Raw genomic sequence first — 21,438 nt, forward strand, 5'->3', positions numbered from 1 at the left:
GGGGCGCCCTCCTCGTATGTCAGGCGCGCTCGGCGAGGGAGAGGGTCCGGTGCGCCTGGGTCACCACCGCCGCGTCGATGAACGTACCGTCCGCGAGGGCCTGGGCTCCCTGGTGGGCCTCCGCCGCCTTGAGGATCGTTTCCGCCTGCTCGATCTCCTCCGCCGTGGGGAGGAACGCGCGCTCGATCACCGGGAGTTGGCGGGGATGGACGGCTGCCCGGCCCAGGAAGCCCAGAGCACGGCCATGGGCGCAGGACGTCCGCAGGCCCTCCAGGTCCCGGGTGTCGGGGTGGACCGACTGGGACGGGGGAGGAAGCGCCGCCGCTCGCGCCGCCACGACCACCCGGGAGCGGGACCAGTCCAGGCCCCGGTCGTGTCGGACGCCCAGGTCGGCGCGTAGGTCGGCCTCGCCGAGGGCGATGCCCCGCAGACTCGGGTGGGCGGTGGCGATGGCGTGGGCACGCTCGATGCCCAGGGCTGATTCCAGGAGGGCGTACAGGGGTGGGGCGCCGCCTCCTTCGGTCCGGGCCGTCCTCCGCGCGACGCGGGTGATCTGGGCGGGGGAGGTGACCTTGGGCAGGCGGAGACCGCAGACGCCAGGGAGCGGGGCGAGCGCTGCCAGGTCCGCTGCCGCCAGGGGGCCGTCGAGGGCGTTCACCCGGACGTGGACCGGGACCGGCTGGGGGTCGCTGAGACGTTCGGCGGTCGCCTCACGGGCGTACCGCTTGCGGTCGGGGGCGACCGCGTCCTCCAGGTCGACGACCACGACGTCGGCGCCGGCCACGAGGGCCTTGGTGACGGTCTCCGGGCGGTCGCCGGGGACGTAGAGCCAGGTCAGAGGGTACGGCCTCACAGGGCGCCCTCCGTGCGCAGGGCCGTCAACTCGGCCTCGGTCAGGCCCAGTTCCCGCAGGATCTCGTCCGTGTCCGCACCGTGCGGGCGGCCCGCCCAGCGGATCGCGCCCGGCGTCGAGGAGAGCCGGAAGAGGACGTTCTGCATGCGCAGGGGGCCGAGGTCCGGGTCGTCGACGGTGGTGACGGTGTCGAGCGCCTGGTACTGCGGGTCGGCCAGCACGTCCCGGACGTCCTGGATCGGGGCGACCGCCGCCTCCGCCTTCTCGAAGGCCGCGAGGACGTCGGCGCGGCTGCGTCGGGCGATCCAGGAGCCGACCGCCGCGTCGAGGACGTCGGCGTGGGCGGCCCGCTCGGCGCCCGTCGCGAACCACGGTTCGTCGATCAGCTCCGGGCGCCCCACCAGGTGCATCACGCGTTCCGCGATCGACTGGGCCGAGGTGGAGACGGCGACCCAGGTCCCGTCGGCCGTGCGGTAGGTGTTGCGCGGGGCGTTGTTGGCGGAGCGGTTGCCGGTGCGCTCCTGGACGTGACCGAGTTGGTCGTACCAGGTCGGCTGGGGGCCGAGGACCGTCAGGATCGGCTCGATGAGCGCCATGTCGACGACCTGGCCCTCGCCCGTGCGGTCCCGGGCCGCGAGCGCCGTCATCACCGCGTACGCCGTGGCCAGGCCCGCGATCGAGTCGGCCAGGCCGAAGGGCGGCAGGACCGGGGGCGCGTCGGGTTCGCCGGTGATCGCCGCGAAGCCGCTCATCGCCTCGGCGAGGGTGCCGAAGCCGGGGCGGTGGGCGTAGGGGCCGAACTGGCCGAAGCCGGTGACGCGGGTGAGGACCAGGCGGGGGTTGACGGCGGACAGCTCGGACCAGCCGAGGTCCCACTTCTCCAGGGTGCCGGGGCGGAAGTTCTCGACGACCACGTCCGCTGAGGCGGCCAGCCTGAGGAAGGTGGTCCGGCCGCCCGGCTTGGACAGGTCCAGGGTGATCGTGCGCTTGTTGCGGCCCAGGACCTTCCACCACAGGCCGATGCCGTCCTTCGAGGGGCCGTGGCCGCGGGAGGGGTCCGGTTTCGTGGGGTGCTCGATCTTGACGACCTCCGCGCCGAAGTCGCCGAGCAGGGTGGCGGCGAGAGGGCCGGCGAAGAGGGTGGCCGTGTCGAGCACGCGCAGGCCTTGGAGGGGGGTCTCGGTCATGACGGGTACCGGGCCTCGATCTCGGAGCGGTAGGGCATGGACGCCGAGGCGCCTTCCCGCTGGACGGACAGCGCGGCCGCCGCGGCGGCCCAGGTCATGGCCTCACGCATCGGCCGTTCCTCACCGAGGGCGACGGCGAGCGCGCCCACGAAGGTGTCGCCCGCCCCCGTGGAGTCCACCGCGGTGACCCGCGGGGCGGGGACGGCGAGGGGTTCGGCGTCCCGGGTCAGATACAGGCTGCCGGCCGCGCCCAGGGTGATCACCACGCGCGGGACCCGGTCGAGGAGGGCGGCACCAGCGGCGAACGGGTCGGCGAGGCCGGTGAGAGTGGCCGCCTCGTGCTCGTTGGGGACCAACAGGTCGGTGGCGTCGAGGAGTTCGGGCGGCAGGTCCTGGACCGGGGCGGGGGTGAGGATCGTACGGACACCGTGGGCGCGGGCCGTCTGCGCGCCCGCGAGGACCGCTGCCAGGGGGATCTCCAACTGGAGGAGCAGGGCGTCGGCGGAGGCGATCAGGCCCTCGTCGCCGGGGACGAGGTGGTCGACGGTGCCGTTCGCGCCGGGGATGACGACGATGGCGTTGCCGCCCTCGTCGTCCACGACGATGTGCGCGGTGCCGGAAGGGCCCTCGACGGTGCGCAGGTGGTCGGTGGTGACGCCGGAGTGTTCCAGGGTGGAGCGCAGCCGGGTGCCGAAGCCGTCGTTGCCGACCGCGCCGATGATCGAGACGGTGGCGCCGGAGCGGGCCGCGGCGACGGCCTGGTTGGCGCCCTTGCCGCCGGGGATCGTGCGGAACTCCCTGCCGGTGACGGTCTCTCCGCGCCGGGGTGCCTTGTCGACGTAGACGACCAGGTCCATGTTCGTGCTGCCGAGCACGGCGATGTGGGTCATGGGCGAGCAGTCTCCCGGTGGGTGAGGTGGGCCAGGGTGTCGAAGCCCGTGCCGTTGAAGTCGGCGACGGAGGTGGCCAGGCGGTTCTTCAGGGGGGTGGTCCAGCGGTCGGGGAGGTTTTCCGGGGCGCCGCAGCGGAGGCCGGCGATGCTTCCCGCTGTCGCGCCGTTGGAGTCGGTGTCCCAGCCGCCGCTGACCGCCTTGCAGAGGGAACCGGTGAAGTCGCCGTTCGCGTGGGTGAGGGCGGCGGCGATCAGCGCGGTGTTGGGGACGGCGTGGACCCAGTGGTGGGTCGCGCCGTGGGTGGCGTGGAGTTCGTCCACGACCGTGTCGAAGTCGTCGTGTGTCTCGGCCAGTTGGACGGCGTGGGTGATGGCCCTGGTGAGGCGGGAGTTCGGGGGGATCACGCTGAGGCCGGTGCGCAGGCAGGTGTGGATGTCGGGGGTCGCCGCCGCCTGGGCGATCACGGCGGCCGTGAACATCGCCGCGTAGACGCCGTTCGCCGTGTGGGTGAGGGTGGCGTCCCGGTGGGCCTGTTCGGCTGCGGCCGCGGGGTCGCCGGGGTTGGTCCAGCCGTGGACGTCCGCGCGGATCAGGGCACCGATCCACTCGCGGAAGGGGTTGCGGTGGCGGGCCGTTCGGGGAGGCTCCAGGCCCTGGAGGAGGTTGCGGTAGGCGATGCGTTCGGCGGTGAAGGTGCGGCCGGCGGGGAGTTCGTCGAGCCAGAGCTTCGCCACGTCCGTGGTGGTGAAGTGCTTGCCGTGGCGCTGGAGCAACAGGAGGTTCAGCAAGGGGTAGTTGAGGTCGTCGTCCTCGGGCATGCCGTCGATGTTCTCGGCGAGGGAGGTCGCCGCGGAGCGGCGGTTCCAGGGATGGGCGGCGAGGAGTTCGGCGGGGACGCCCTTGGCCGTGAAGTAGGTGTTCAGGGGCCAGTTGCCGGTGGATCGGGCGAGTGCGCGGATGGCTTCGAGGGGGAGTTTCTCCACGGGTTTGCCCAGGAGGCAGCCCACGGCCCGGCCCAGCCAGGCCGCCTCCAGGCGGGCCTCGGTGAGGGGGGCCGTGGCGGTGGGCGCCGGCCATGCACGGCAGCGGGCCTTGATCCTCGCGAGGTCGGTGGGTTCGTCTTCCGCCCACGCGCTCGGTAGATCCGCGAGTTCGTCCAGCAGGTCCTCCGCGAGCTGCCGCAGATACCGGGACGTGGGCTCCGCCGAGGCGCCCGCTCGGGTCGGCGCCTGTCCGCCTCCGGCCGCTCGCCATCGCGCCGCGATCGCCGACGGCTCCCTGCCGTCCTGGGCCGCCTGGCGGAGCTCGTGGCCGATCAGGTCCTCCGGTTGCACCCAGGTCAGTCGGAGCATCTCGGGCCTCCGAGTTCCGCGAAGGCCGCCTCGTGGGCCCTGCGGCGGGCCACGTTCTTCTCGAAGATGTCCCGGGTCACGGCGGTCAGCGTCGTCGCCGGTTCCCACAGGTCCAGACGGCTCGCCTCCGAGACCGTTTTCGACCAGTCGTCCGGGACCGGGAAGCCCATTGCGCCCGACAGGGCGCCCGCCATCGTGGCGATCGAGTCGCAGTCCCTGCCGTAGTTCACCGCGCCGAGAACGGCCTGCCGGTAGTCGCCCCCGGCCACCACCAACATCCCGAGCGCGACGGGAAGTTCCTCGATCGCGTGGAGGCGGGAGGGGCGGCGTGCGCCGAGGGAGGGGGCGCGGTAGTCGGGGCCGACCGTGTCGTAGGGAGCCACGGCGTCCCGCAGGGGTCGTAGGGCCGACTCGAAGTCCGTGTGGCGGGCGGCCACTTCGCAGACCTGCTCGATCGCCGTACGGGTGCCGTCCTTCGCCAGCGACAGACAGGCCGTCACCACGGAGTCCGGTGTCGCTCCCGGTGCGGCCGCCGCCGCCACCGCCGCCGCGAAGACTCCCGCCGCCTCCCGGCCGTACGACGACTGGTGGGCGCCCGCGATGTCCAGGGCCTCGGCGTAGGCGGCCCGCGGGTCGGCCGCGTTGACCAGGCCGACCGGGGCCATGTACATCGCCGCGCCACAGTTGACGATGTTGCCCACTCCTGCCTCGCGGGGGTCGATGTGGCCGTAGTGGAGGCGTGTGACCAGCCACTTCTCCGCGAGGAAGATGCGGTGCAGGGGGAGGGCCTCCGCCTCCAGTTCCGGGATCCAGCGCGGGTTCGTCATCAGGTCGGGGACCAGGTGGTCGGCGATCGCGTAGGCGTCGAGATGGTCTTTGACCCGGTCGTAGACGCGGATCAGCGCGTGGGTCATCAAGGTGTCGTCGGTGACGTGGCCGTCGCCCTTGTGGTACGGGGCGATGGGGCGGGCGGTGCGCCAGGCGTCGCCGTTCCAGGGGCCGACGATGCCGTGGACGCGGCCTGCGTGGCGTTCGAGGATCTGGTCGGGGGAGTAGCCCTCGACGGGGCCGCCGAGGGCGTCGCCCACCGCCGCGCCCACGAGGGCTCCGGCGATCCGGTCCTCAAGGCTGCTTTCTGTGTTTTTGGGCGTCATGCCCGGAATCATCCTCCTGGGAGAGGCGGTTGTGCGGCTTCCAGGAGTTCGGCGAGTTCCACGAGGTCCGTGCCGGTGAGACGGGGGAGGGCGCAGCCGGAGAGGGTGCGGCAGGTGTCCCGCCAGGTGGCGGGGATCGCGCCGGCCCCGCCGAGTGCGCCGGTCAGGGCACCCACCAGGGCCGGGGCCGAGTCGGCGACCCGGGAGAGACAGGCTGCCGCGGGGATCGCCTCGGCGATGCGGCCCTGCGCCGCGGTGGCCAGGGCGAGGGCCACGGGGACGGTTTCGGCGGCCGCGATGCCGTAGCTGTAGACGTGGTCGACGATCTCGTGTTCCAGGGCGGGGATCAGGGCGAAGGCGGGGCCGGCGGTCCGGGCCAGGTACAGGGCGTGACGGGCGTTGCGGCCGATCTCCGTCTCCTCGGGGAGTTCGGTGAGGGCGGCTGTCACACAGGCTTCGACGGGGGCGCCGGTCAGCGCCAGGGAGACGGCCGAGGCCATCGCCCTCGCTCCGTGCACCCCGTCTCCGTCCTGGGTGTAACGGGCGTCGAACTCGGCGAGGTCCGCGGCGAGTCGGGGGTCGCCGGGGTGGGAGACGGCGAGGACGCAGGCCCTGACGCAGGCCGCGTCGTCGAAGTAGTGGGGGTTGTCGTGGCCGGTGGCGGGTGGGCGCAGGCCGGTGGCGAGGTTGCCCAGTCCCGCTCTCACGGAGATGCGGGCGCGGAGGGGGAGGACGGCGGACTCGATCTCGGGGGCGCGGTCCGCCGCGGCGGCCACTTCGGCGGCGAGGGCGTTCCACGCGAGGTCGATGGCGGCTCTCGTACGGCGGTGTCGCGTCCGGTCGCCCAGGGCGGTGTCGTCGCCTGCCCTGAGGAGGGCCTCCGCGGTGAAGGCCGCCCATTCGGCGTCGTCGGAGGGGCCGAGGCGGAGGGGTTCGGGGGGTTGGTTCAGGGCGATGGGGACGGGGAGGGTGGTGGTGGCGTTCTGTTCGGCGAAGGTGTCCAGTTCGCGGGTGAGGCGGCGGGTCCACTCGGGCATGCGGGCGGCTCTGTGGCGGGCCGCGGGCCAGCCGGCGGCGTCGCCTGCGGCCAGGCCCAGGAGGAGGCCGGTGACCCTTTGACCGGCCTCGGCTTCGCCTTCGGCCCTTGTGTTCCCCCCCGCACTACCTGTGCACCTTTCGTCGTCGGGTGCCGGTGGCCCCCCTGGGGCGATTTCGCCGTCGGCGGCCGCGGGTTCGAGCGGCCTTTGCATGCCCGACGTGGTCTCGCCCCACGGCCCCGGCGGCCTCACCGGTCCGTCCCCGAGTCGGTGCCCGCCGCCAGGGTGAAGGCGTCCGGGGCGGGTGGGGGCCACTCCTGGGCGAGACCGGTCGTGCCCCACTTGCCGTCCTCGCCCGCCACCAGCAACTCCGCCACGTCCAGCACGTGATGGCCCGCCATGGAGGGCAGGCAGCTGCCTCTCGCCGGGCCGATCGCCGCGGCCCACTCGGCCGGGATCGCCGAGACGCCCCTGGTCGCCCCGGCCAGCGCCCCCGCCACCGCCGCCGTCGTGTCCGCGTCTCTCCCCATGTTCACCGCGGTCAGGACCGCCTCGCGGAAGTCGCCGTCCGCCGCCGCGTACGCGCCGAAGGCCAGGGCCACCGCCTCCGGGGCCAGGTCGGTCCACGGATAGCCGCCGATGACGACGGCGGAGCGGACCGCGCGCTCGCCTCTGTGGGCCACTGCCACGGCGCGGCGCAGGGAGCGGGCCGTCCAGCTGTCGTCCGGGATCACCGCCAGCGCCGAGGCGACGACGGTGATCGTCGGGGCACCGGCCATCGCCGCGGCCACTCCCGCGGCGACCGCCTGGCCGCCGTAGATGCCCTCGCCGTCGTGGCTCACCGAACCGTCGACGGCCACCAGGCGGGCCGCCTCTGCGGGGCGGCCCGCCGCGAAGACGCCGAAGGGAGCCGCCCGCATGGCCAGGCCGTCGCTCCAGGCGTGGCGGTGCTGGGCCGAGATGGGGGCGGCAAGGCCGCGGCGGAGGTTCTCCAGCGTGCCGCGTTCGCTGAAGCCGGCGCCCCGGAACGGGCCCTCGTCGCGGTCCGCGATCCACTCGTGCCAGGCCGACTCCACATGGCAGGGGGTGAGGGCGGAGCCGTGGCGGGCCAGGAGCAGGCCCGAGAAGATCGCGTACTCCGTGTCGTCCGTGCCGGCCGGCTCGTCCTCCACGTAGCCCTCGATACGGCCCCAGCGGGCGCGGATCTGCGACGGCTTCATGTTCTCGGCGGGGGCTCCCAGGGCGTCCCCCACGGCCAGGCCCAACAGGGCGCCGCGGGCCCGCTCGCGGAGTTCGGCGGTGTCCTGGGGCGCCGGGACCGAGGAAACGCGGGCGATCGATGTCATACGCGGCCTCTCCACAACAGGGAGCAGAGGTGGTTCGCGCGGAGCGCGGAACCTTTTGCCGCATATGTCCCACCATCGGCGGTTGACCTCAGCCTCCCTTGCCCCAACGTCACCCGGTCGACATCTGAGCGAAGCCATGATCGTTTGCGCATTCGAAGGCAAAGTCGCAGGTTAGCCGAGCCTTTCCTTGCTGGCGGACGGGAATGGGGCGTCGTACTGTGTGTGTTGTTGAGAATTAGAATCTGTCCAAAGTTAGCTTTGGCTTAGCTTCCCTGGGGGACCGGAATGGCCGTCATCGACATCGAAGCGCCCCTGCACGCGGCGCACCGCGACAACCACACGCACCGGGACGTGAACGGTGGTTGGCTCAGGCCCGCCGTCTTCGGGGCGATGGACGGGCTGGTCTCCAACCTCGCCCTGATGACCGGAGTCGCCGGTGGAGCCGTCGGCCAGAACACCATCGTGCTGACCGGACTCGCCGGGCTCGCCGCCGGCGCCTTCTCCATGGCCGCCGGTGAGTACACCTCCGTCGCCTCCCAGCGTGAGCTCGTCGAGGCCGAACTGGACGTGGAGCGCCGGGAACTGCGCAAGCACCCCCAGGACGAGGAGGCCGAGCTCGCCGCCCTGTACGAGGGGCGCGGGGTCGAACCCGAGCTGGCCAGGGAAGTCGCGCGGCAGCTGTCGAAGGACCCCGAGCAGGCCCTTGAGATCCACGCCCGCGAGGAGCTGGGGATCGACCCGGGCGATCTGCCCTCGCCGCTGGTCGCCGCCGTGTCCAGCTTCGGGTCCTTCGCCCTGGGCGCCCTGCTGCCCGTGCTGCCGTATCTGCTCGGCGCGACCGTGCTGTGGCCCGCCCTGCTGCTCGCTCTTGCCGGGCTGTTCGCGTGCGGTGCCGTCGTGGCCCGGGTGACCGCGCGGACCTGGTGGTACAGCGGACTGCGGCAGCTCGTCCTGGGAGGCGCGGCGGCCGGTGTGACGTACGCCCTGGGCGGTTTCTTCGGGACGGCCGTAGGATAGGTCGGCTGCTACTTATGCGTTGGGCCGCATAAGTAGCCGTTACTCGCTGGTTTCGAGTGCTTAACCACTGGGCATGAGCCGTAAGCGCTGCGGGCAATGACGCTTGCGGTGCACTCGCGGGGGCCGGCGACGACGCCTTCGCCGCCCCATGGACCGACGGACGACGATCTGACCGATCGGTCCGGTTCGGTCCCACATACTTCAAGCCACGTGTGCGACACCCCCCTCGCACCGCGTGGCGTCCGCATGTTGGAACGGAGTATCCGGTTCCCGAGATCCGCTCCATCATGTAACCTGCACGAAATTTTGCACTCACGCAGAGGGCCAACGTCGTCCCTCGGCAAGCTGAATATGCCAATTGACGACGACGGGAGAGCCGATGCGTACGCCGCGCCAGCCGTCCCAGCACTCCACGAATGGCCAGAAGTGGTCCTTCATGGATGCTCGCCCTGCTGCGCAGGGTATGTACGACCCCCGCAACGAAAAGGACGCCTGTGGCGTCGGCTTCGTGGCCACCCTCACCGGCGAGGCGAGCCATGCGCTGGTCGAGCAGGCGCTCACGGTTCTGCGCAACCTGGAGCACCGCGGTGCCACCGGCGCCGAGCCCGACTCGGGTGACGGCGCGGGCATCCTGTCCCAGGTTCCGGACGCCTTCTTCCGTGAGGTCGCCGGCTTCGAGCTGCCCGCGGCCGGTGGATACGCGGTCGGTACCGCCTTCCTCCCGAAGGACGGCATCCAGGACGCCGTCTCGAAGATCGAGACGATCGCCGCCGAGGAGGGCCTCATGGTCCTCGGCTGGCGCGAGGTCCCGGTCGCCCCCGAGCTGCTCGGCGCCACCGCCCGCTCGACGATGCCGGCGTTCCGCCAGCTCTTCGTCGGCGACGCCTCCGCCGCGCCCGCCACGGACCTCGCCCTCGACCGCAAGGCGTTCGTGCTGCGCAAGCGCGCCGAGCGTGAGGTAGACGTCTACTTCCCCTCGCTGTCCGCGCGGACCATCGTCTACAAGGGCATGCTGACCACCGGCCAGCTGGAGCCCTTCTTCCCGGACCTGTCCGACCGCCGCTTCGCCTCCGCGATCGCGCTCGTGCACTCCCGGTTCTCCACGAACACCTTCCCGTCGTGGCCGCTCGCGCACCCGTACCGCTTCGTCGCGCACAACGGTGAGATCAACACCGTCAAGGGCAACCGCAACTGGATGGCGGCCCGCGAGTCGCAGCTGGTCTCCGACCTGTTCGGGAACGACAGCAAGGCCATCGAGCGGGTCTTCCCGATCTGCACGCCGGACGCCTCCGACTCGGCGTCCTTCGACGAGGTCCTCGAACTCCTGCACCTGGGCGGCCGTTCGCTGCCGCACTCCGTGCTGATGATGATCCCGGAGGCGTGGGAGAACCACGACTCCATGGAGCCGGCCCGCCGCGCCTTCTACCAGTTCCACTCCAACCTGATGGAGCCCTGGGACGGTCCGGCCTGTGTCACCTTCACCGACGGCAAGCAGGTCGGCGCGGTCCTGGACCGCAACGGCCTTCGCCCCGGCCGCTACTGGGTCACCGACGACGGCCTCGTCGTCCTCGGCTCCGAGGTCGGCGTCCTCGACATCGACCCCGCCAAGGTCGTCCGCAAGGGCCGCCTCCAGCCCGGCCGGATGTTCCTCGTCGACACCGTCGAGCACCGCATCATCGAGGACGACGAGATCAAGGCCGGCCTCGCCGCCGAGCAGCCCTACGCGGAGTGGCTGGAGGCCGGCGAGATCGAGCTCGGCGACCTGCCCGAGCGTGAGCACATCGTGCACACCCACGCCTCGGTCACCCGCCGCCAGCAGACCTTCGGCTACACCGAGGAAGAGCTCCGTGTCCTCCTCGCGCCGATGGCCAAGGCCGGTGCCGAGCCGATCGGTTCGATGGGCACCGACTCGCCGATCGCCGCGCTGAGCGAGCGCCCGCGGCTGCTCTTCGACTACTTCACCCAGCTGTTCGCGCAGGTCACCAACCCGCCGCTGGACGCGATCCGCGAGGAGCTCGTCACCTCGCTGCGCTCGGCCCTCGGCCCGCAGGGCAACCTGCTCGACCCGAGCGCCGCCTCCTGCCGCTCCGTCGTGCTGCCCTTCCCGGTGATCGACAACGACGAGCTGGCCAAGCTCATCCACATCAACGCCGACGGCGACATGCCCGGCTTCAAGGCCGCGACCCTGTCCGGCCTGTACCGGGTCTCCGGCGGCGGCGACTCCCTCGCCGCGCGCATCGAGGAGATCTGCGCCGAGGCTGACGCGGCCATCGCCAACGGCGCCCGGCTGATCGTCCTCTCGGACCGCCACTCGGACGCCGAGCACGCGCCGATCCCGTCGCTGCTGCTCACCGCGGCCGTCCACCACCACCTCATCCGCACCAAGCAGCGCACCCAGGTGGGCCTGCTGGTCGAGGCCGGTGACGTCCGCGAGGTCCACCACGTCGCCCTGCTGATCGGCTTCGGCGCCGCGGCCGTGAACCCGTACCTCGCCATGGAGTCCGTCGAGGACCTGGTCCGCGCGGGCACCTTCCTGTCGGACATCGAGGCCGAGCAGGCCATCCGCAACCTGATCTACGCCCTTGGCAAGGGTGTCCTCAAGGTCATGTCGAAGATGGGCATCTCGACCGTCGCCTCGTACCGCGGTGCCCAGGTCTTCGAGGCCGTCGGTCTCGAAGAGGGCTTCGTCCAGAAGTACTTCAGCGGTACCGCCTCCAAGATCGGCGGCGTCGGCATCGACGTCATCGCCAAGGAGGTCGCCGCCCGGCACGCCAAGGCGTACCCGGCGAGCGGCATCGCGCCGGCCCACCGCGCCCTGGAGATAGGCGGCGAGTACCAGTGGCGCCGTGAGGGCGAGCCGCACCTGTTCGACCCGGAGACGGTCTTCCGCCTCCAGCACTCGACGCGCGCGAACCGCTACGACATCTTCAAGAAGTACACGGACCGAGTGAACGAGCAGTCCGAGCGCCTGATGACGCTGCGCGGCCTGTTCGGCTTCAAGAGCGACCGCCAGCCGATCTCCGTCGACGAGGTCGAGCCGGTCTCCGAGATCGTCAAGCGCTTCTCCACCGGCGCCATGTCGTACGGCTCCATCTCCAAGGAGGCGCACGAGACCCTCGCCATCGCCATGAACCAGCTGGGCGGCAAGTCCAACACCGGTGAGGGCGGCGAGGACGCGGACCGGCTGTACGACCCGGCGCGGCGTTCGTCGATCAAGCAGGTCGCCTCCGGCCGCTTCGGCGTGACCTCCGAGTACCTGGTCAACGCGGACGACATCCAGATCAAGATGGCCCAGGGCGCCAAGCCCGGCGAGGGCGGCCAGCTGCCCGGCCACAAGGTGTACCCGTGGGTCGCCAAGACCCGGCACTCGACCCCGGGCGTCGGTCTGATCTCCCCGCCGCCGCACCACGACATCTACTCGATCGAGGACCTGGCCCAGCTGATCCACGACCTGAAGAACGCGAACCCGCAGGCGCGGATCCACGTGAAGCTGGTCTCCGAGGTCGGCGTCGGCACGGTCGCGGCGGGTGTGTCCAAGGCGCACGCGGACGTCGTGCTCATCTCCGGTCACGACGGCGGTACGGGTGCCTCCCCGCTGACCTCGCTCAAGCACGCCGGCGGTCCCTGGGAGCTCGGTCTCGCCGAGACCCAGCAGACCCTGCTGCTCAACGGCCTGCGCGACCGGATCGTCGTCCAGACCGACGGTCAGCTCAAGACCGGCCGTGACGTCGTCATCGCCGCGCTGCTTGGCGCCGAGGAGTTCGGTTTCGCGACCGCGCCGCTCGTCGTCTCCGGCTGCGTCATGATGCGCGTCTGCCACCTGGACACCTGTCCGGTCGGCATCGCCACCCAGAACCCGGTGCTCCGCGACCGCTTCACCGGCAAGGCCGAGTACGTCGTGAACTTCTTCAAGTTCATCGCCGAAGAGGTCCGCGAGATCCTCGCCGAGCTGGGCTTCCGCTCCATCGAGGAGGCCGTCGGCCACGCCGAGACGCTCGACGTCGAGCGGGCCGTCAACCACTGGAAGGCGCAGGGCCTCGACCTGGCTCCGCTCTTCTACGTGCCAGAGCTGCCCGAGGGTGCCGCGCTGCACCAGGTCATCGAGCAGGACCACGGCCTGGAGAAGGCGCTCGACAACGAGCTGATCAAGCTCGCCTCCGACGCCCTGGCCGCCGACTCGGCGACCGACGCCCAGCCGGTGCGCGCCCAGGTCGCGATCCGCAACATCAACCGCACGGTCGGCACCATGCTCGGCCATGAGGTGACGAAGAAGTTCGGTGGCGCGGGCCTGCCCGACGACACCATCGACATCACCTTCACGGGCTCGGCGGGCCAGTCCTTCGGTGCCTTCCTGCCGCGCGGTGTCACGCTGCGCCTGGAGGGCGACGCCAACGACTACGTCGGCAAGGGCCTCTCCGGCGGCCGGGTGATCGTCCGTCCCGACCGGGGCGCCGACCACCTCGCCGAGTTCTCCACGATCGCGGGCAACACCATCGCCTACGGAGCGACCGGCGGCGAGCTGTTCCTGCGCGGTCGTACGGGCGAGCGGTTCTGTGTCCGCAACTCCGGGGCCACGGTCGTCTCCGAGGGCGTGGGCGACCACGGCTGCGAGTACATGACCGGCGGTCGCGCGGTGGTCCTCGGCGAGACGGGCCGCAACTTCGCGGCCGGCATGTCCGGCGGCATCGCCTACGTCATCGACCTCGACCGGGACAACGTCAACGTCGGCAACGTGGACGCCGTCGAAGCGCTGGACGACACCGACAGGCAGTGGCTGCACGACGTGGTGCGCCGTCACCAGGAGGAGACCGGATCCACGGTCGCCGAGAAGCTGCTGGCCGAGTGGGACACCGCTGTCGAGCGCTTCAGCAAGATCATCCCCAGCACGTACAAGGCAGTGCTCGCCGCCAAGGACGCCGCCGAGCAGGCGGGACTCTCCGAGTCCGAGATCACCGAGAAGATGATGGAGGCGGCGATCAATGGCTGACCCGAAGGGCTTCCTGAACCACGGCCGTGAGGTCGCCAAGTCCCGCCCGGTCGACGTACGTCTGAAGGACTGGAACGAGGTCTACGTCCCCGGCTCCCTGCTGCCGATCATCAGCAAGCAGGCCAGCCGCTGCATGGACTGCGGCATCCCGTTCTGTCACAACGGCTGTCCGCTCGGGAACCTCATCCCCGAGTGGAACGACTTCGCCTACCGCGAGGACTGGTCCGCCGCCTCCGAGCGGCTGCACGCGACCAACAACTTCCCGGAGTTCACCGGTCGTCTGTGCCCCGCTCCCTGTGAGTCGGCGTGTGTGCTCGGCATCAACCAGCCGCCGGTCACCATCAAGAACGTCGAGGTCTCGATCATCGACAAGGCGTGGGACAGCGGCGACGTCGAGCCGCAGGCCCCCGAGCGCCTGTCCGGCAAGACCGTCGCGGTCATCGGCTCGGGACCCGCCGGTCTCGCCGCCGCCCAGCAGCTCACGCGGGCCGGTCACACCGTCGCCGTCTACGAGCGCGCGGACCGCGTCGGAGGCCTCCTGCGGTACGGCATCCCCGAGTTCAAGATGGAGAAGCGGCACATCAACCGGCGTATCGAGCAGATGCGCGCGGAGGGCACCCGCTTCCGTACCGGCATCGAGATCGGCCGCGACCTCAAGGCGACCGACCTGAAGAAGCGGTACGACGCCGTCGTCATCGCCGCCGGCGCCACCACCGCGCGTGACCTCCCGGTCCCCGGCCGCGAGCTCAAGGGCATCCACCAGGCCATGGAGTACCTGCCGCTGGCCAACAAGGTGCAGGAGGGCGACTACGTGGCGCCCCCCATCACGGCCGAGGGCAAGCACGTCATCGTCATCGGCGGCGGCGACACCGGCGCCGACTGCGTGGGCACCGCCCACCGCCAGGGCGCGGCCTCGGTGACGCAGCTGGAGATCATGCCCCGTCCGGGCGAGGACCGGGCCCCGCACCAGCCGTGGCCGACCTTCCCGATGCTCTACAAGGTCACCTCCGCGCACGAGGAGGGCGGCGAGCGGGTCTACTCCGTCTCGACGACCCACTTCGAGGGCGACGAGGACGGCAACGTCCAGTGGCTGCACCTGAGCGAGGTCGAGTTCATCGAGGGCAAGCTGACCCCGAAGCCGGGCACGGAGCGCAAGATCCCCGCCCAGCTGGTCACCCTCGCCATGGGCTTCACCGGCACCGACCGCGAGAACGGCCTGGTCGAGCAGTTCGGCCTGGAGCTCGACGAGCGCGGCAACATCGCCCGCGACGCCGACTTCCAGACCAACGTGCCGGGCGTCTTCGTCGCCGGTGACGCGGGCCGCGGCCAGTCGCTCATCGTGTGGGCGATCGCGGAGGGCCGCTCGGCCGCCCGCGGCTGCGACCGCTTCCTGACCGGCGCGAGCGAACTGCCCGCCCCGATCCGGCCGACGGACCGCTCGCTGATGGTCTGACGGCCAATCAAGAAACGTCCCGTACAACGGCGTACGGAACGCTGACGGTGTCCGCCCTCCCAGTCCCCGACCGGACGAGGGGCGGGCACCGTCGCCATGTCAGCGGGCAGTGACCTTGGCCCAAGTGGACACCAGGAGCGCCACCAGCAGGACGGTGCACGCTCCCGCCTGTACCAGGGCGCGACGGCCGTCCCGGGGGGCGTACGCGTAGGCGAGCGTGACGACGGTTCCCGCCAGCAGGCCGCCGAGGTGGCCCTGCCACGATGTCAGCCCCGCGGAGATCAGCAGCCACAGCAGCAGGCCTGCCATGAAGCGGTTGACCTGGGCCATGTCGGCGCCGAGCCGGCGGGCCATCACGTAGTAGGCGGCCCCGAGCCCGAAGATCGCGCCGGACGCGCCGAGCGTGGGTGTGGTGGGCGCGATCAGCAGGACGAGGACCGAGCCGCCGAGCGCCGAGAGCAGATAGAGGGCGAGGTACCGGATCCGGCCGAGCTGGAGCTCGACCACGCGGCCGATGTTCCACAGCGACACCATGTTCATCACGATGTGCAGGATCCCGAACGTGCCCCCGGTGGGCGGCAGATGGAGGAACGCGCCGGTCAGCAGCCGGTACCACTCGCCGTCGACGACACCCTCCATGTGGAAGTCGGCGGGGTATGCGGCCTGCCACACGTAGTGGCCGCCGTCCGGGCCCACCAGGCCGACGCCCAGCATCTCGAACCGGTCCACGATCGCCGGGCGCACGAGCTCGCCGACGTAGGCGAGCACGTTGAGGCCGATGAGGACGTACGTCACCAGCGGTACGGCCGTGATCCGCCCGCCGAACGCGGTCCGGGCCTGCCGCACCGATCGCGCCCCCTCCCGCACGCACTCGGGGCACTGGTGACCGACGGCCGCCTCCCGCATGCAGTGCGGGCAGATGTACCGCTCGCAGCGGGTGCAGCGGACATGGGACTCCACCGTGGGATGGCGATAACAGGCGGTGAGGGTGGATTCGGGTTCCACGGCCGGCTCTCCTCGGAGTGACAGGGGTGATGATCGAGCCGGTGGGGTCGGCGGCGAACAAAATAGCGAACTCCGGTGGAGGGAGGCAGCGGCGGGGCCGTCGTCGGCCGTCCCCCCGTCTTCCGGCACCATCAGGCGGCGCCCGCACGGGGAGTGCGTCGAGGTCCACGAGCCCCTCGCGCAGGAGCAGCTGCACACCCTCACCCAGCACGAGCAGGAACCGCCGTACGGGACAGGGCCGTTGACCGACGCCAACGGGCTGCGGCGGCCGGTCAGCCGCTCCCAGCGGTTGCGGGCCGGGCTCGGGCGGGCGATGTTCGGGCCCGGCACGCGGATCGCGAAGCCGACGGTGGAGGAGTGCCGGGAGGTCACCAGCGGCGACCACCACTGAGGACGGTCGCGCGGCACGCGTCGGGGCTGCCCCACGCGGTGCGCAGGGCGCGGGCCTTGGTGAGCCACAGGGACAGGTCGTACTCGGCCGTGTACCCGATGGCCCCGTGCAGCTGGAGCGCGGTGCGGGCGGCCCGGTACGCCGCCTCGCACGCCGTGACCTTGGCGGCGGCGACGTCTTCCCTGGTCATCGTTAGGGCGGCGCCGAAGAGCAGGGGCCGCGCGAACTCCAACGCGATCTTCACGTCGGCGAGTTGGTGCTTGACCGCCTGGAAGGAGCCGATGGGGACGCCGAACTGGGTGCGCTGCCTGACGTAGGAGACGGTCTTGTCGAGCAGCGCGAGTCCCACACCGAGAGCTTGGGCGGCGGTGGTGAGGCGGGCGGTGGTGAGGGCGCGTTCTGTGGCCGTGGCCACCTGGGGGCCGGTGGCGAGTCGTTGTCCCCCGGCGGGGAGGGGGAAGAGGCGCCGGGCGGGGTCCACGGGCCGAAAACCCTTCAGGGGCGCGGGGAACCGCGCGACCAGCCCCCGCTCACCCGCACCCGAGATCGCCAGCCGTACGTCCGCCACGTCCGCGTCCGGCGCATACGACCCCGTCGTCACGGTCGCCACCGACTCGCCCGACGCCAGCGCGGGCAGCAGCAGCTTCGCCGGGCCGGTGTCGTCCAGCGCCGTGAGCAGCGTCGCCGCCGTCACCGTCTCCACCAAAGGGCCCGGTACCGCGTGCCGCCCCAACTCCACGAAGGCCACGACGAGTTCCGCGGGGCGCGGCCCCAGCCCTTCGTATGCCTCCGGTACCGCCAGTGCGAACACGCCCGCCTCGGCGATACGGCTCCACAGTGCGAGCCCGCTGTCGTGGTCGCCGCGGCTCCAGTCCCGTACGACGGAGGGAGTGTCGGCCGCGGTCAGCATCGAGTCCAGCGAGGCGGCGAACTCCCGCTGCTCCGGATCGAGGAGGAAACGCATCAGCGGCGACCCTTCGGCAGACCCAGTAGGCGTTCGGCGATGATGTCGCGCTGGATCTCGTTGGTGCCGGCGTAGATGGGGCCGGCGAGCGCGAAGACATAGCGCTCGGACCAGTCCGGGTCCTCTTGCTCACCCAGGAGGTCCAGGGCCGTCTCCGTGAGCGCGATGTCGTACTCGGACCAGAAGACCTTGTTGAGGCTGGACTCCGGGCCCAGCGTGTCACCGTCCAGGAAGCGGGAGGCGGACGCGTAGGTGAAGAGCTGATACGCGCGGGCTCCGATCAGGGCGTCCGCGACCCGGTTCCCGGTCTCCCGCGGGCTTCCCTGGGCCTGCCAGAGCGCGGACAGCCGGTCGGCGGCCGCCAGGAAACGGCCCGGTGAGCGCAGCATCAGCCCCCGTTCGTTGCCCGCCGTCGACATCGCGATCCGCCAGCCCTGGCCGGGCCCGCCGATGACGTCCTCGTCCGGCACGAACACCTCGTCCAGGAAGAGCTCGGCGAAGGCCGGTTTCCCGTCGAGGCGGTGGATCGGACGGACGGTGACACCGGGCGCCCGCAGGTCGAACATCAGGTAGGTCAGGCCCTGGTGGGGTTTCGGGGTGTCCGGGTCGGTGCGGAAGAGCCCGAACGCGCGGTCCGCGAAGGCCGCCCGGGAGGACCAGGTCTTCTGGCCGCTGAGCAGCCAGCCCCCTTCCGTACGCACCCCTTTGGACCTCAGGGACGCCAGGTCCGAGCCCGCCTCCGGCTCCGACCAGGCCTGCGCCCAGACCACCTCACCGGTGGCCATCGACGGCAGCACGCGCGCGCGTTGCTCCGGTGTGCCGTGGTCGAAGAGGGTCGGGGCGAGGAGGCTGATGCCGTTCTGGCTGACGCGCCCGGGTGCCCCCGCCGCGTAGTACTCCTCCTCGAAGACCAGCCAGCGGACCAGCCCGGAGTCCCGGCCGCCGTACTCGCGGGGCCAGTTGACCACCGACCAGCGGTCCGCGGCGAGTTCGGCCTCCCACCCGCGGTGGGCCGCGAAACCCTCCTCGGTCTCCAGGGAGGGCAGCGGAGCGGCGGGCACATGTGCGCGCAGCCACGCGCGGGCCTCGGCGCGGAAGGCCTCTTCCTCCTGCGTGAACGCCAGATCCATGGACACCCGTCCTTCCCTAACAAGTGTTTGGTAGGTTAGCGTGGCGCCATGACAGGCGTCGAGAGTCCGGTGTACGAACCGGGGCACGGGCTGCTGAAGGGGCGCACCGCCGTCATCACCGCCGCCGCCGGAGCGGGCATCGGCGGGGCGACCGCGCGCCGCTTCCTGGAGGAGGGCGCGCGCGTCCTGATCAGCGACGCGCACGCGCGGCGGCTGAAGGAGTGCGAGGCCGAGCTCGGACGGGAGTTCCCGGGAGCGGTGTCGGCCGTGCCCTGCGACGTCACCGACGAGGCACAGGTGCGCGCGCTGTTCGACGCGGCCGCAGAAGAGCACGGGCGGCTGGACGTCGTCGTCAACAACGCGGGACTCGGCGGCACTTCGGCGCTCGTCGACATGACCGACGAACAGTGGTCCCGGGTCCTGGACGTGACCTTGAACGGCACCTTCCGGTGCACCCGCGCCGCCCTGCGGCTGATGCGGGACTCCGGCGGCGGGGTGATCGTCAACAACGCCTCCGTCGTCGGGTGGCGCGCGCAGGCGGGGCAGGCGCACTACGCCGCCGCGAAAGCGGGCGTGATGGCGCTGACCCGGTGCGCGGCGGTCGAGGCGGCCGAGTACGGGGTGCGGGTCAACGCAGTGTCGCCCAGCCTCGCCATGCACCCCCACCTGGTGAAGGTGACCTCGGCCGAACTGCTGGAGGAACTCACCGCCCGCGAGGCCTTCGGGCGGTACGCCGAGCCCTGGGAGGTGGCCAACGTGATCGTGTTCCTGGCGTCGGGCTACTCCTCGTACATGACCGGCGAGGTCGTCGCCGTCAGCAGCCAACACGCCTAGGACAATGGACGATGTGCCGACCAAGAAGAAGCCCCAGGTGAGCGCGGCAGCCCCGGCCCGCCGCCGTGAACTCCTCGACACCGCCGCCGAGGTCTTCGCCGAACAGGGCTACAATGCCACGACCGTACGCAAGATCGCGGATCACGCGGGCATGCTCGCGGGCAGCCTCTACTACCACTTCGACTCCAAGGAATCGATGCTGGAGGAGATCCTGCGGACCTTCCTCGACGAGCTCTGGGGCGGCTACGACGCCGTCCTGGGCGCCGAACTCGGCCCGCGCGAGACGCTGGAGGCCCTGGTCACCGAGTCGTTCCGGGAGATCGACCGGCACCGCGCCGCCGTCGCGATCTACCAGAAGGAGAGCAAGCAACTGGTGGCGCAGGAGCGGTTCGCGTTCCTCGCCGAGTCACAGCGCAGGTTCGAGAAGGCCTGGCTGTCCACGCTGGAGCGCGGGGTCGCGGCCGAGGTGTTCCGGGCCGACCTCGATGTCCGGCTGACCTACCGGTTCGTGCGCGACACCGTGTGGGTCGCCGCGTCCTGGTACCGGCCCGGCGGACAGCACAGCCCGGAGGAGATCGCCCGGCAGTACCTGTCGATGGTGCTGGACGGGATCGCCGTACGTACCTAACTCATTGGGATGTCTGGGGAGTCGCCATGGCCGAGGCTTACATCGTCGAAGCGGTCCGCACGCCCGTCGGGCGGCGCGGGGGAGGGCTCAGCGGGGTCCACCCGGCCGACCTGGGCGCGCATGTGCTGAAGGCGGTCGTCGCGCGGGCCGGGGTCGACCCCGCGGCCGTCGAGGACGTCGTCTTCGGGTGCCTGGACGCGGTCGGGCCGCAGGCCGGGGACATCGCGCGGACCGCGTGGCTCGCTGCCGGGCTGCCCGAGGAGGTGCCCGGGGTGACCGTGGACCGGCAGTGCGGGTCCTCGCAGCAGGCCGTGCACTTCGCCGCCCAGGGCGTGCTGTCCGGGACGCAGGACCTGGTGGTGGCCGGCGGGGTGCAGAACATGTCGATGATCCCGATCGCCTTCGCGACCCGGCAGGCCGCCGAGCCGCTCGGGCTGACCCAGGGGCCCTTCGCGGGCAGCGAGGGGTGGCGGGCCAGGTACGGGGACCGGGCCGTGAACCAGTTCGCCGGCGCCGAGATGATCGCGGGGAAGTGGGGGATCAGCCGCGAGGACCAGGAGGAGTTCGCGCTCCGGTCCCACCGGCGGGCTCTGCGGGCCATCGACGAGGGGCGCTTCGAGCGCGAGACGGTGGCCTACGGCCCGGTCGCGGTCGACGAGGGCCCGCGCCGGGACACCTCCCTGGAGAAGATGGCCGGACTGAAGCCGGTGATCGAGGGCGGCACCATCACCGCGGCCTGCTCCTCGCAGGTCTCCGACGGAGCGGCGGCCATGCTGCTGGCCTCGGAGCGGGCGGTGCGCGAACACGGCCTCACCCCACGCGCACGCGTGCACCACCTCTCCGTCCGCGGCGAGGACCCCATCCGCATGCTCACCGCCCCCATCCCGGCCACCGCCCACGCCCTGAAGAAGAGCGGCCTCACCATCGACGACATCGACCTCGTCGAGATCAACGAGGCCTTCGCGCCGGTGGTGCTGGCCTGGCTGAAGGAAACGGGAGCCGACCCGGAGAAGGTCAACGTCAACGGCGGCGCGATCGCCCTCGGGCATCCGCTGGGAGCGACGGGCGTGAAACTGATGACCACCCTGCTGCACGAACTGGAGCGCACGGGTGGGAGGTACGGCCTCCAGACCATGTGCGAGGGCGGGGGACAGGCGAACGTGACGGTCATCGAGAGGCTGTGACGACGGTGGGACCACCCACTCCG

The 21,438-nt window shown here is 71.6% G+C and carries 17 protein-coding genes; 7 read left to right on the plus strand and 10 right to left on the minus strand.

The window, feature by feature from the left end; genetic code table 11:
- Positions 1–19: 19 nt before the first annotated feature.
- Genes H293_RS0121765 through H293_RS0121795 form a run of 7 tightly spaced genes read right to left on the minus strand, consistent with a single transcriptional unit; the run spans position 20 to position 7,822 of the window.
- On the minus strand, positions 20–853 hold the full coding sequence (locus tag H293_RS0121765; protein WP_020119958.1) for an HpcH/HpaI aldolase/citrate lyase family protein: 834 nt from the start codon (positions 851–853) through the stop codon (positions 20–22).
- Positions 850–2,040: a CaiB/BaiF CoA transferase family protein gene (locus tag H293_RS0121770; protein ID WP_020119959.1), complete on the minus strand. Its 1,191-nt coding sequence runs from the start codon at positions 2,038–2,040 to the stop codon at positions 850–852. The genes H293_RS0121765 and H293_RS0121770 overlap by 4 nt, the downstream gene beginning before the upstream one ends.
- Positions 2,037–2,930 (minus strand): ribokinase, encoded by an 894-nt coding sequence (gene rbsK / locus H293_RS0121775; RefSeq protein WP_020119960.1) that lies wholly within the window; start codon positions 2,928–2,930, stop codon positions 2,037–2,039. The genes H293_RS0121770 and rbsK overlap by 4 nt, the downstream gene beginning before the upstream one ends.
- Entirely contained in the window at positions 2,927–4,285 is a 1,359-nt protein-coding gene (locus H293_RS0121780; RefSeq protein WP_020119961.1) for an ADP-ribosylglycohydrolase family protein, read from the minus strand. Before H293_RS0121780 ends, rbsK begins: the two co-directional genes overlap by 4 nt.
- The gene (locus tag H293_RS0121785; RefSeq protein WP_020119962.1) at positions 4,273–5,439 is read right to left on the minus strand and encodes an ADP-ribosylglycohydrolase family protein; all 1,167 of its coding nucleotides are present in this window, start codon (positions 5,437–5,439) and stop codon (positions 4,273–4,275) included. The genes H293_RS0121780 and H293_RS0121785 overlap by 13 nt, the downstream gene beginning before the upstream one ends.
- 8 nt (positions 5,440–5,447) lie before the next feature.
- Positions 5,448–6,689 (minus strand): ADP-ribosylglycohydrolase family protein, encoded by a 1,242-nt coding sequence (locus H293_RS0121790; RefSeq protein ID WP_078612640.1) that lies wholly within the window; start codon positions 6,687–6,689, stop codon positions 5,448–5,450.
- A gap of 35 nt (positions 6,690–6,724) precedes the next feature.
- Positions 6,725–7,822: an ADP-ribosylglycohydrolase family protein gene (locus tag H293_RS0121795; RefSeq protein ID WP_020119964.1), complete on the minus strand. Its 1,098-nt coding sequence runs from the start codon at positions 7,820–7,822 to the stop codon at positions 6,725–6,727.
- A gap of 285 nt (positions 7,823–8,107) precedes the next feature.
- Between H293_RS0121795 and H293_RS0121800 the strand changes: the two genes are divergently transcribed.
- The 3 genes from H293_RS0121800 to H293_RS0121810 all read left to right on the plus strand — a co-directional run bounded on the left by H293_RS0121800 (position 8,108) and on the right by H293_RS0121810 (position 15,279).
- Entirely contained in the window at positions 8,108–8,839 is a 732-nt protein-coding gene (locus H293_RS0121800) for a VIT1/CCC1 transporter family protein (protein WP_020119965.1), read from the plus strand.
- Between the two features lie 379 nt (positions 8,840–9,218).
- A complete protein-coding gene (gene gltB, locus H293_RS0121805) occupies positions 9,219–13,826 on the plus strand; it encodes a glutamate synthase large subunit (protein WP_028808078.1) in 4,608 nt (1,535 codons plus the stop codon).
- Positions 13,819–15,279 (plus strand): glutamate synthase subunit beta, encoded by a 1,461-nt coding sequence (locus tag H293_RS0121810; protein ID WP_020119967.1) that lies wholly within the window; start codon positions 13,819–13,821, stop codon positions 15,277–15,279. Before gltB ends, H293_RS0121810 begins: the two co-directional genes overlap by 8 nt.
- 99 nt (positions 15,280–15,378) lie before the next feature.
- On the opposite strand, the gene H293_RS0121815 is transcribed toward H293_RS0121810, so the two are convergent.
- Positions 15,379–16,284, minus strand: coding sequence for a rhomboid family intramembrane serine protease (locus H293_RS0121815; RefSeq protein ID WP_020119968.1), 906 nt, complete (start codon positions 16,282–16,284; stop codon positions 15,379–15,381).
- A gap of 241 nt (positions 16,285–16,525) precedes the next feature.
- Here H293_RS0121815 and H293_RS61685 point away from each other — a divergent pair, with 241 nt between their 5' ends.
- Positions 16,526–16,675: a hypothetical protein gene (locus H293_RS61685; protein WP_020119969.1), complete on the plus strand. Its 150-nt coding sequence runs from the start codon at positions 16,526–16,528 to the stop codon at positions 16,673–16,675.
- Here H293_RS61685 and H293_RS0121825 read toward each other — a convergent pair.
- Positions 16,653–17,639 (minus strand): acyl-CoA dehydrogenase family protein, encoded by a 987-nt coding sequence (locus H293_RS0121825; RefSeq protein WP_020119970.1) that lies wholly within the window; start codon positions 17,637–17,639, stop codon positions 16,653–16,655. The genes H293_RS61685 and H293_RS0121825 overlap by 23 nt on opposite strands.
- Positions 17,639–18,769 (minus strand): acyl-CoA dehydrogenase family protein, encoded by a 1,131-nt coding sequence (locus tag H293_RS0121830; RefSeq protein WP_020119971.1) that lies wholly within the window; start codon positions 18,767–18,769, stop codon positions 17,639–17,641. Before H293_RS0121830 ends, H293_RS0121825 begins: the two co-directional genes overlap by 1 nt.
- A gap of 48 nt (positions 18,770–18,817) precedes the next feature.
- Between H293_RS0121830 and H293_RS0121835 the strand changes: the two genes are divergently transcribed.
- Genes H293_RS0121835 through H293_RS0121845 form a run of 3 tightly spaced genes read left to right on the plus strand, consistent with a single transcriptional unit; the run spans position 18,818 to position 21,415 of the window.
- A complete protein-coding gene (locus H293_RS0121835; RefSeq protein ID WP_020119972.1) occupies positions 18,818–19,603 on the plus strand; it encodes an SDR family oxidoreductase in 786 nt (261 codons plus the stop codon).
- Positions 19,604–19,616: 13 nt separating this feature from the next.
- Positions 19,617–20,231 carry a TetR/AcrR family transcriptional regulator gene (locus H293_RS0121840; protein ID WP_028808079.1) on the plus strand — a complete coding sequence of 205 codons (615 nt, stop codon included), beginning with the start codon at positions 19,617–19,619 and terminating at the stop codon, positions 20,229–20,231.
- Positions 20,232–20,257: 26 nt separating this feature from the next.
- Entirely contained in the window at positions 20,258–21,415 is a 1,158-nt protein-coding gene (locus H293_RS0121845) for an acetyl-CoA C-acetyltransferase (protein ID WP_020119974.1), read from the plus strand.
- Positions 21,416–21,438 lie beyond the last annotated feature (23 nt).

It is taken from the genome of Streptomyces canus 299MFChir4.1 (genome assembly GCF_000383615.1).
Classification (GTDB): domain Bacteria; phylum Actinomycetota; class Actinomycetes; order Streptomycetales; family Streptomycetaceae; genus Streptomyces; species Streptomyces canus_C.

Bases quoted from the DNA above. Each gene is read 5' to 3' on its own strand.
- H293_RS0121780 (WP_020119961.1), bottom strand. From the start codon at position 4,285: ATGCTCCGACTGACCTGGGTGCAACCGGAGGACCTGATCGGCCACGAG.
- H293_RS0121825 (WP_020119970.1), bottom strand. From the start codon at position 17,639: ATGCGTTTCCTCCTCGATCCGGAGCAGCGGGAGTTCGCCGCCTCGCTG.
- H293_RS0121835 (WP_020119972.1), top strand. From the start codon at position 18,818: ATGACAGGCGTCGAGAGTCCGGTGTACGAACCGGGGCACGGGCTGCTG.
- H293_RS0121830 (WP_020119971.1), bottom strand. From the start codon at position 18,769: ATGGATCTGGCGTTCACGCAGGAGGAAGAGGCCTTCCGCGCCGAGGCC.
- H293_RS0121785 (WP_020119962.1), bottom strand. From the start codon at position 5,439: ATGACGCCCAAAAACACAGAAAGCAGCCTTGAGGACCGGATCGCCGGA.
- gltB (WP_028808078.1), top strand. From the start codon at position 9,219: ATGCGTACGCCGCGCCAGCCGTCCCAGCACTCCACGAATGGCCAGAAG.
- H293_RS0121770 (WP_020119959.1), bottom strand. From the start codon at position 2,040: ATGACCGAGACCCCCCTCCAAGGCCTGCGCGTGCTCGACACGGCCACC.
- H293_RS0121845 (WP_020119974.1), top strand. From the start codon at position 20,258: ATGGCCGAGGCTTACATCGTCGAAGCGGTCCGCACGCCCGTCGGGCGG.
- H293_RS0121810 (WP_020119967.1), top strand. From the start codon at position 13,819: ATGGCTGACCCGAAGGGCTTCCTGAACCACGGCCGTGAGGTCGCCAAG.
- H293_RS0121795 (WP_020119964.1), bottom strand. From the start codon at position 7,822: ATGACATCGATCGCCCGCGTTTCCTCGGTCCCGGCGCCCCAGGACACC.
- rbsK (WP_020119960.1), bottom strand. From the start codon at position 2,930: ATGACCCACATCGCCGTGCTCGGCAGCACGAACATGGACCTGGTCGTC.
- H293_RS0121790 (WP_078612640.1), bottom strand. From the start codon at position 6,689: ATGCAAAGGCCGCTCGAACCCGCGGCCGCCGACGGCGAAATCGCCCCA.
- H293_RS0121800 (WP_020119965.1), top strand. From the start codon at position 8,108: ATGGCCGTCATCGACATCGAAGCGCCCCTGCACGCGGCGCACCGCGAC.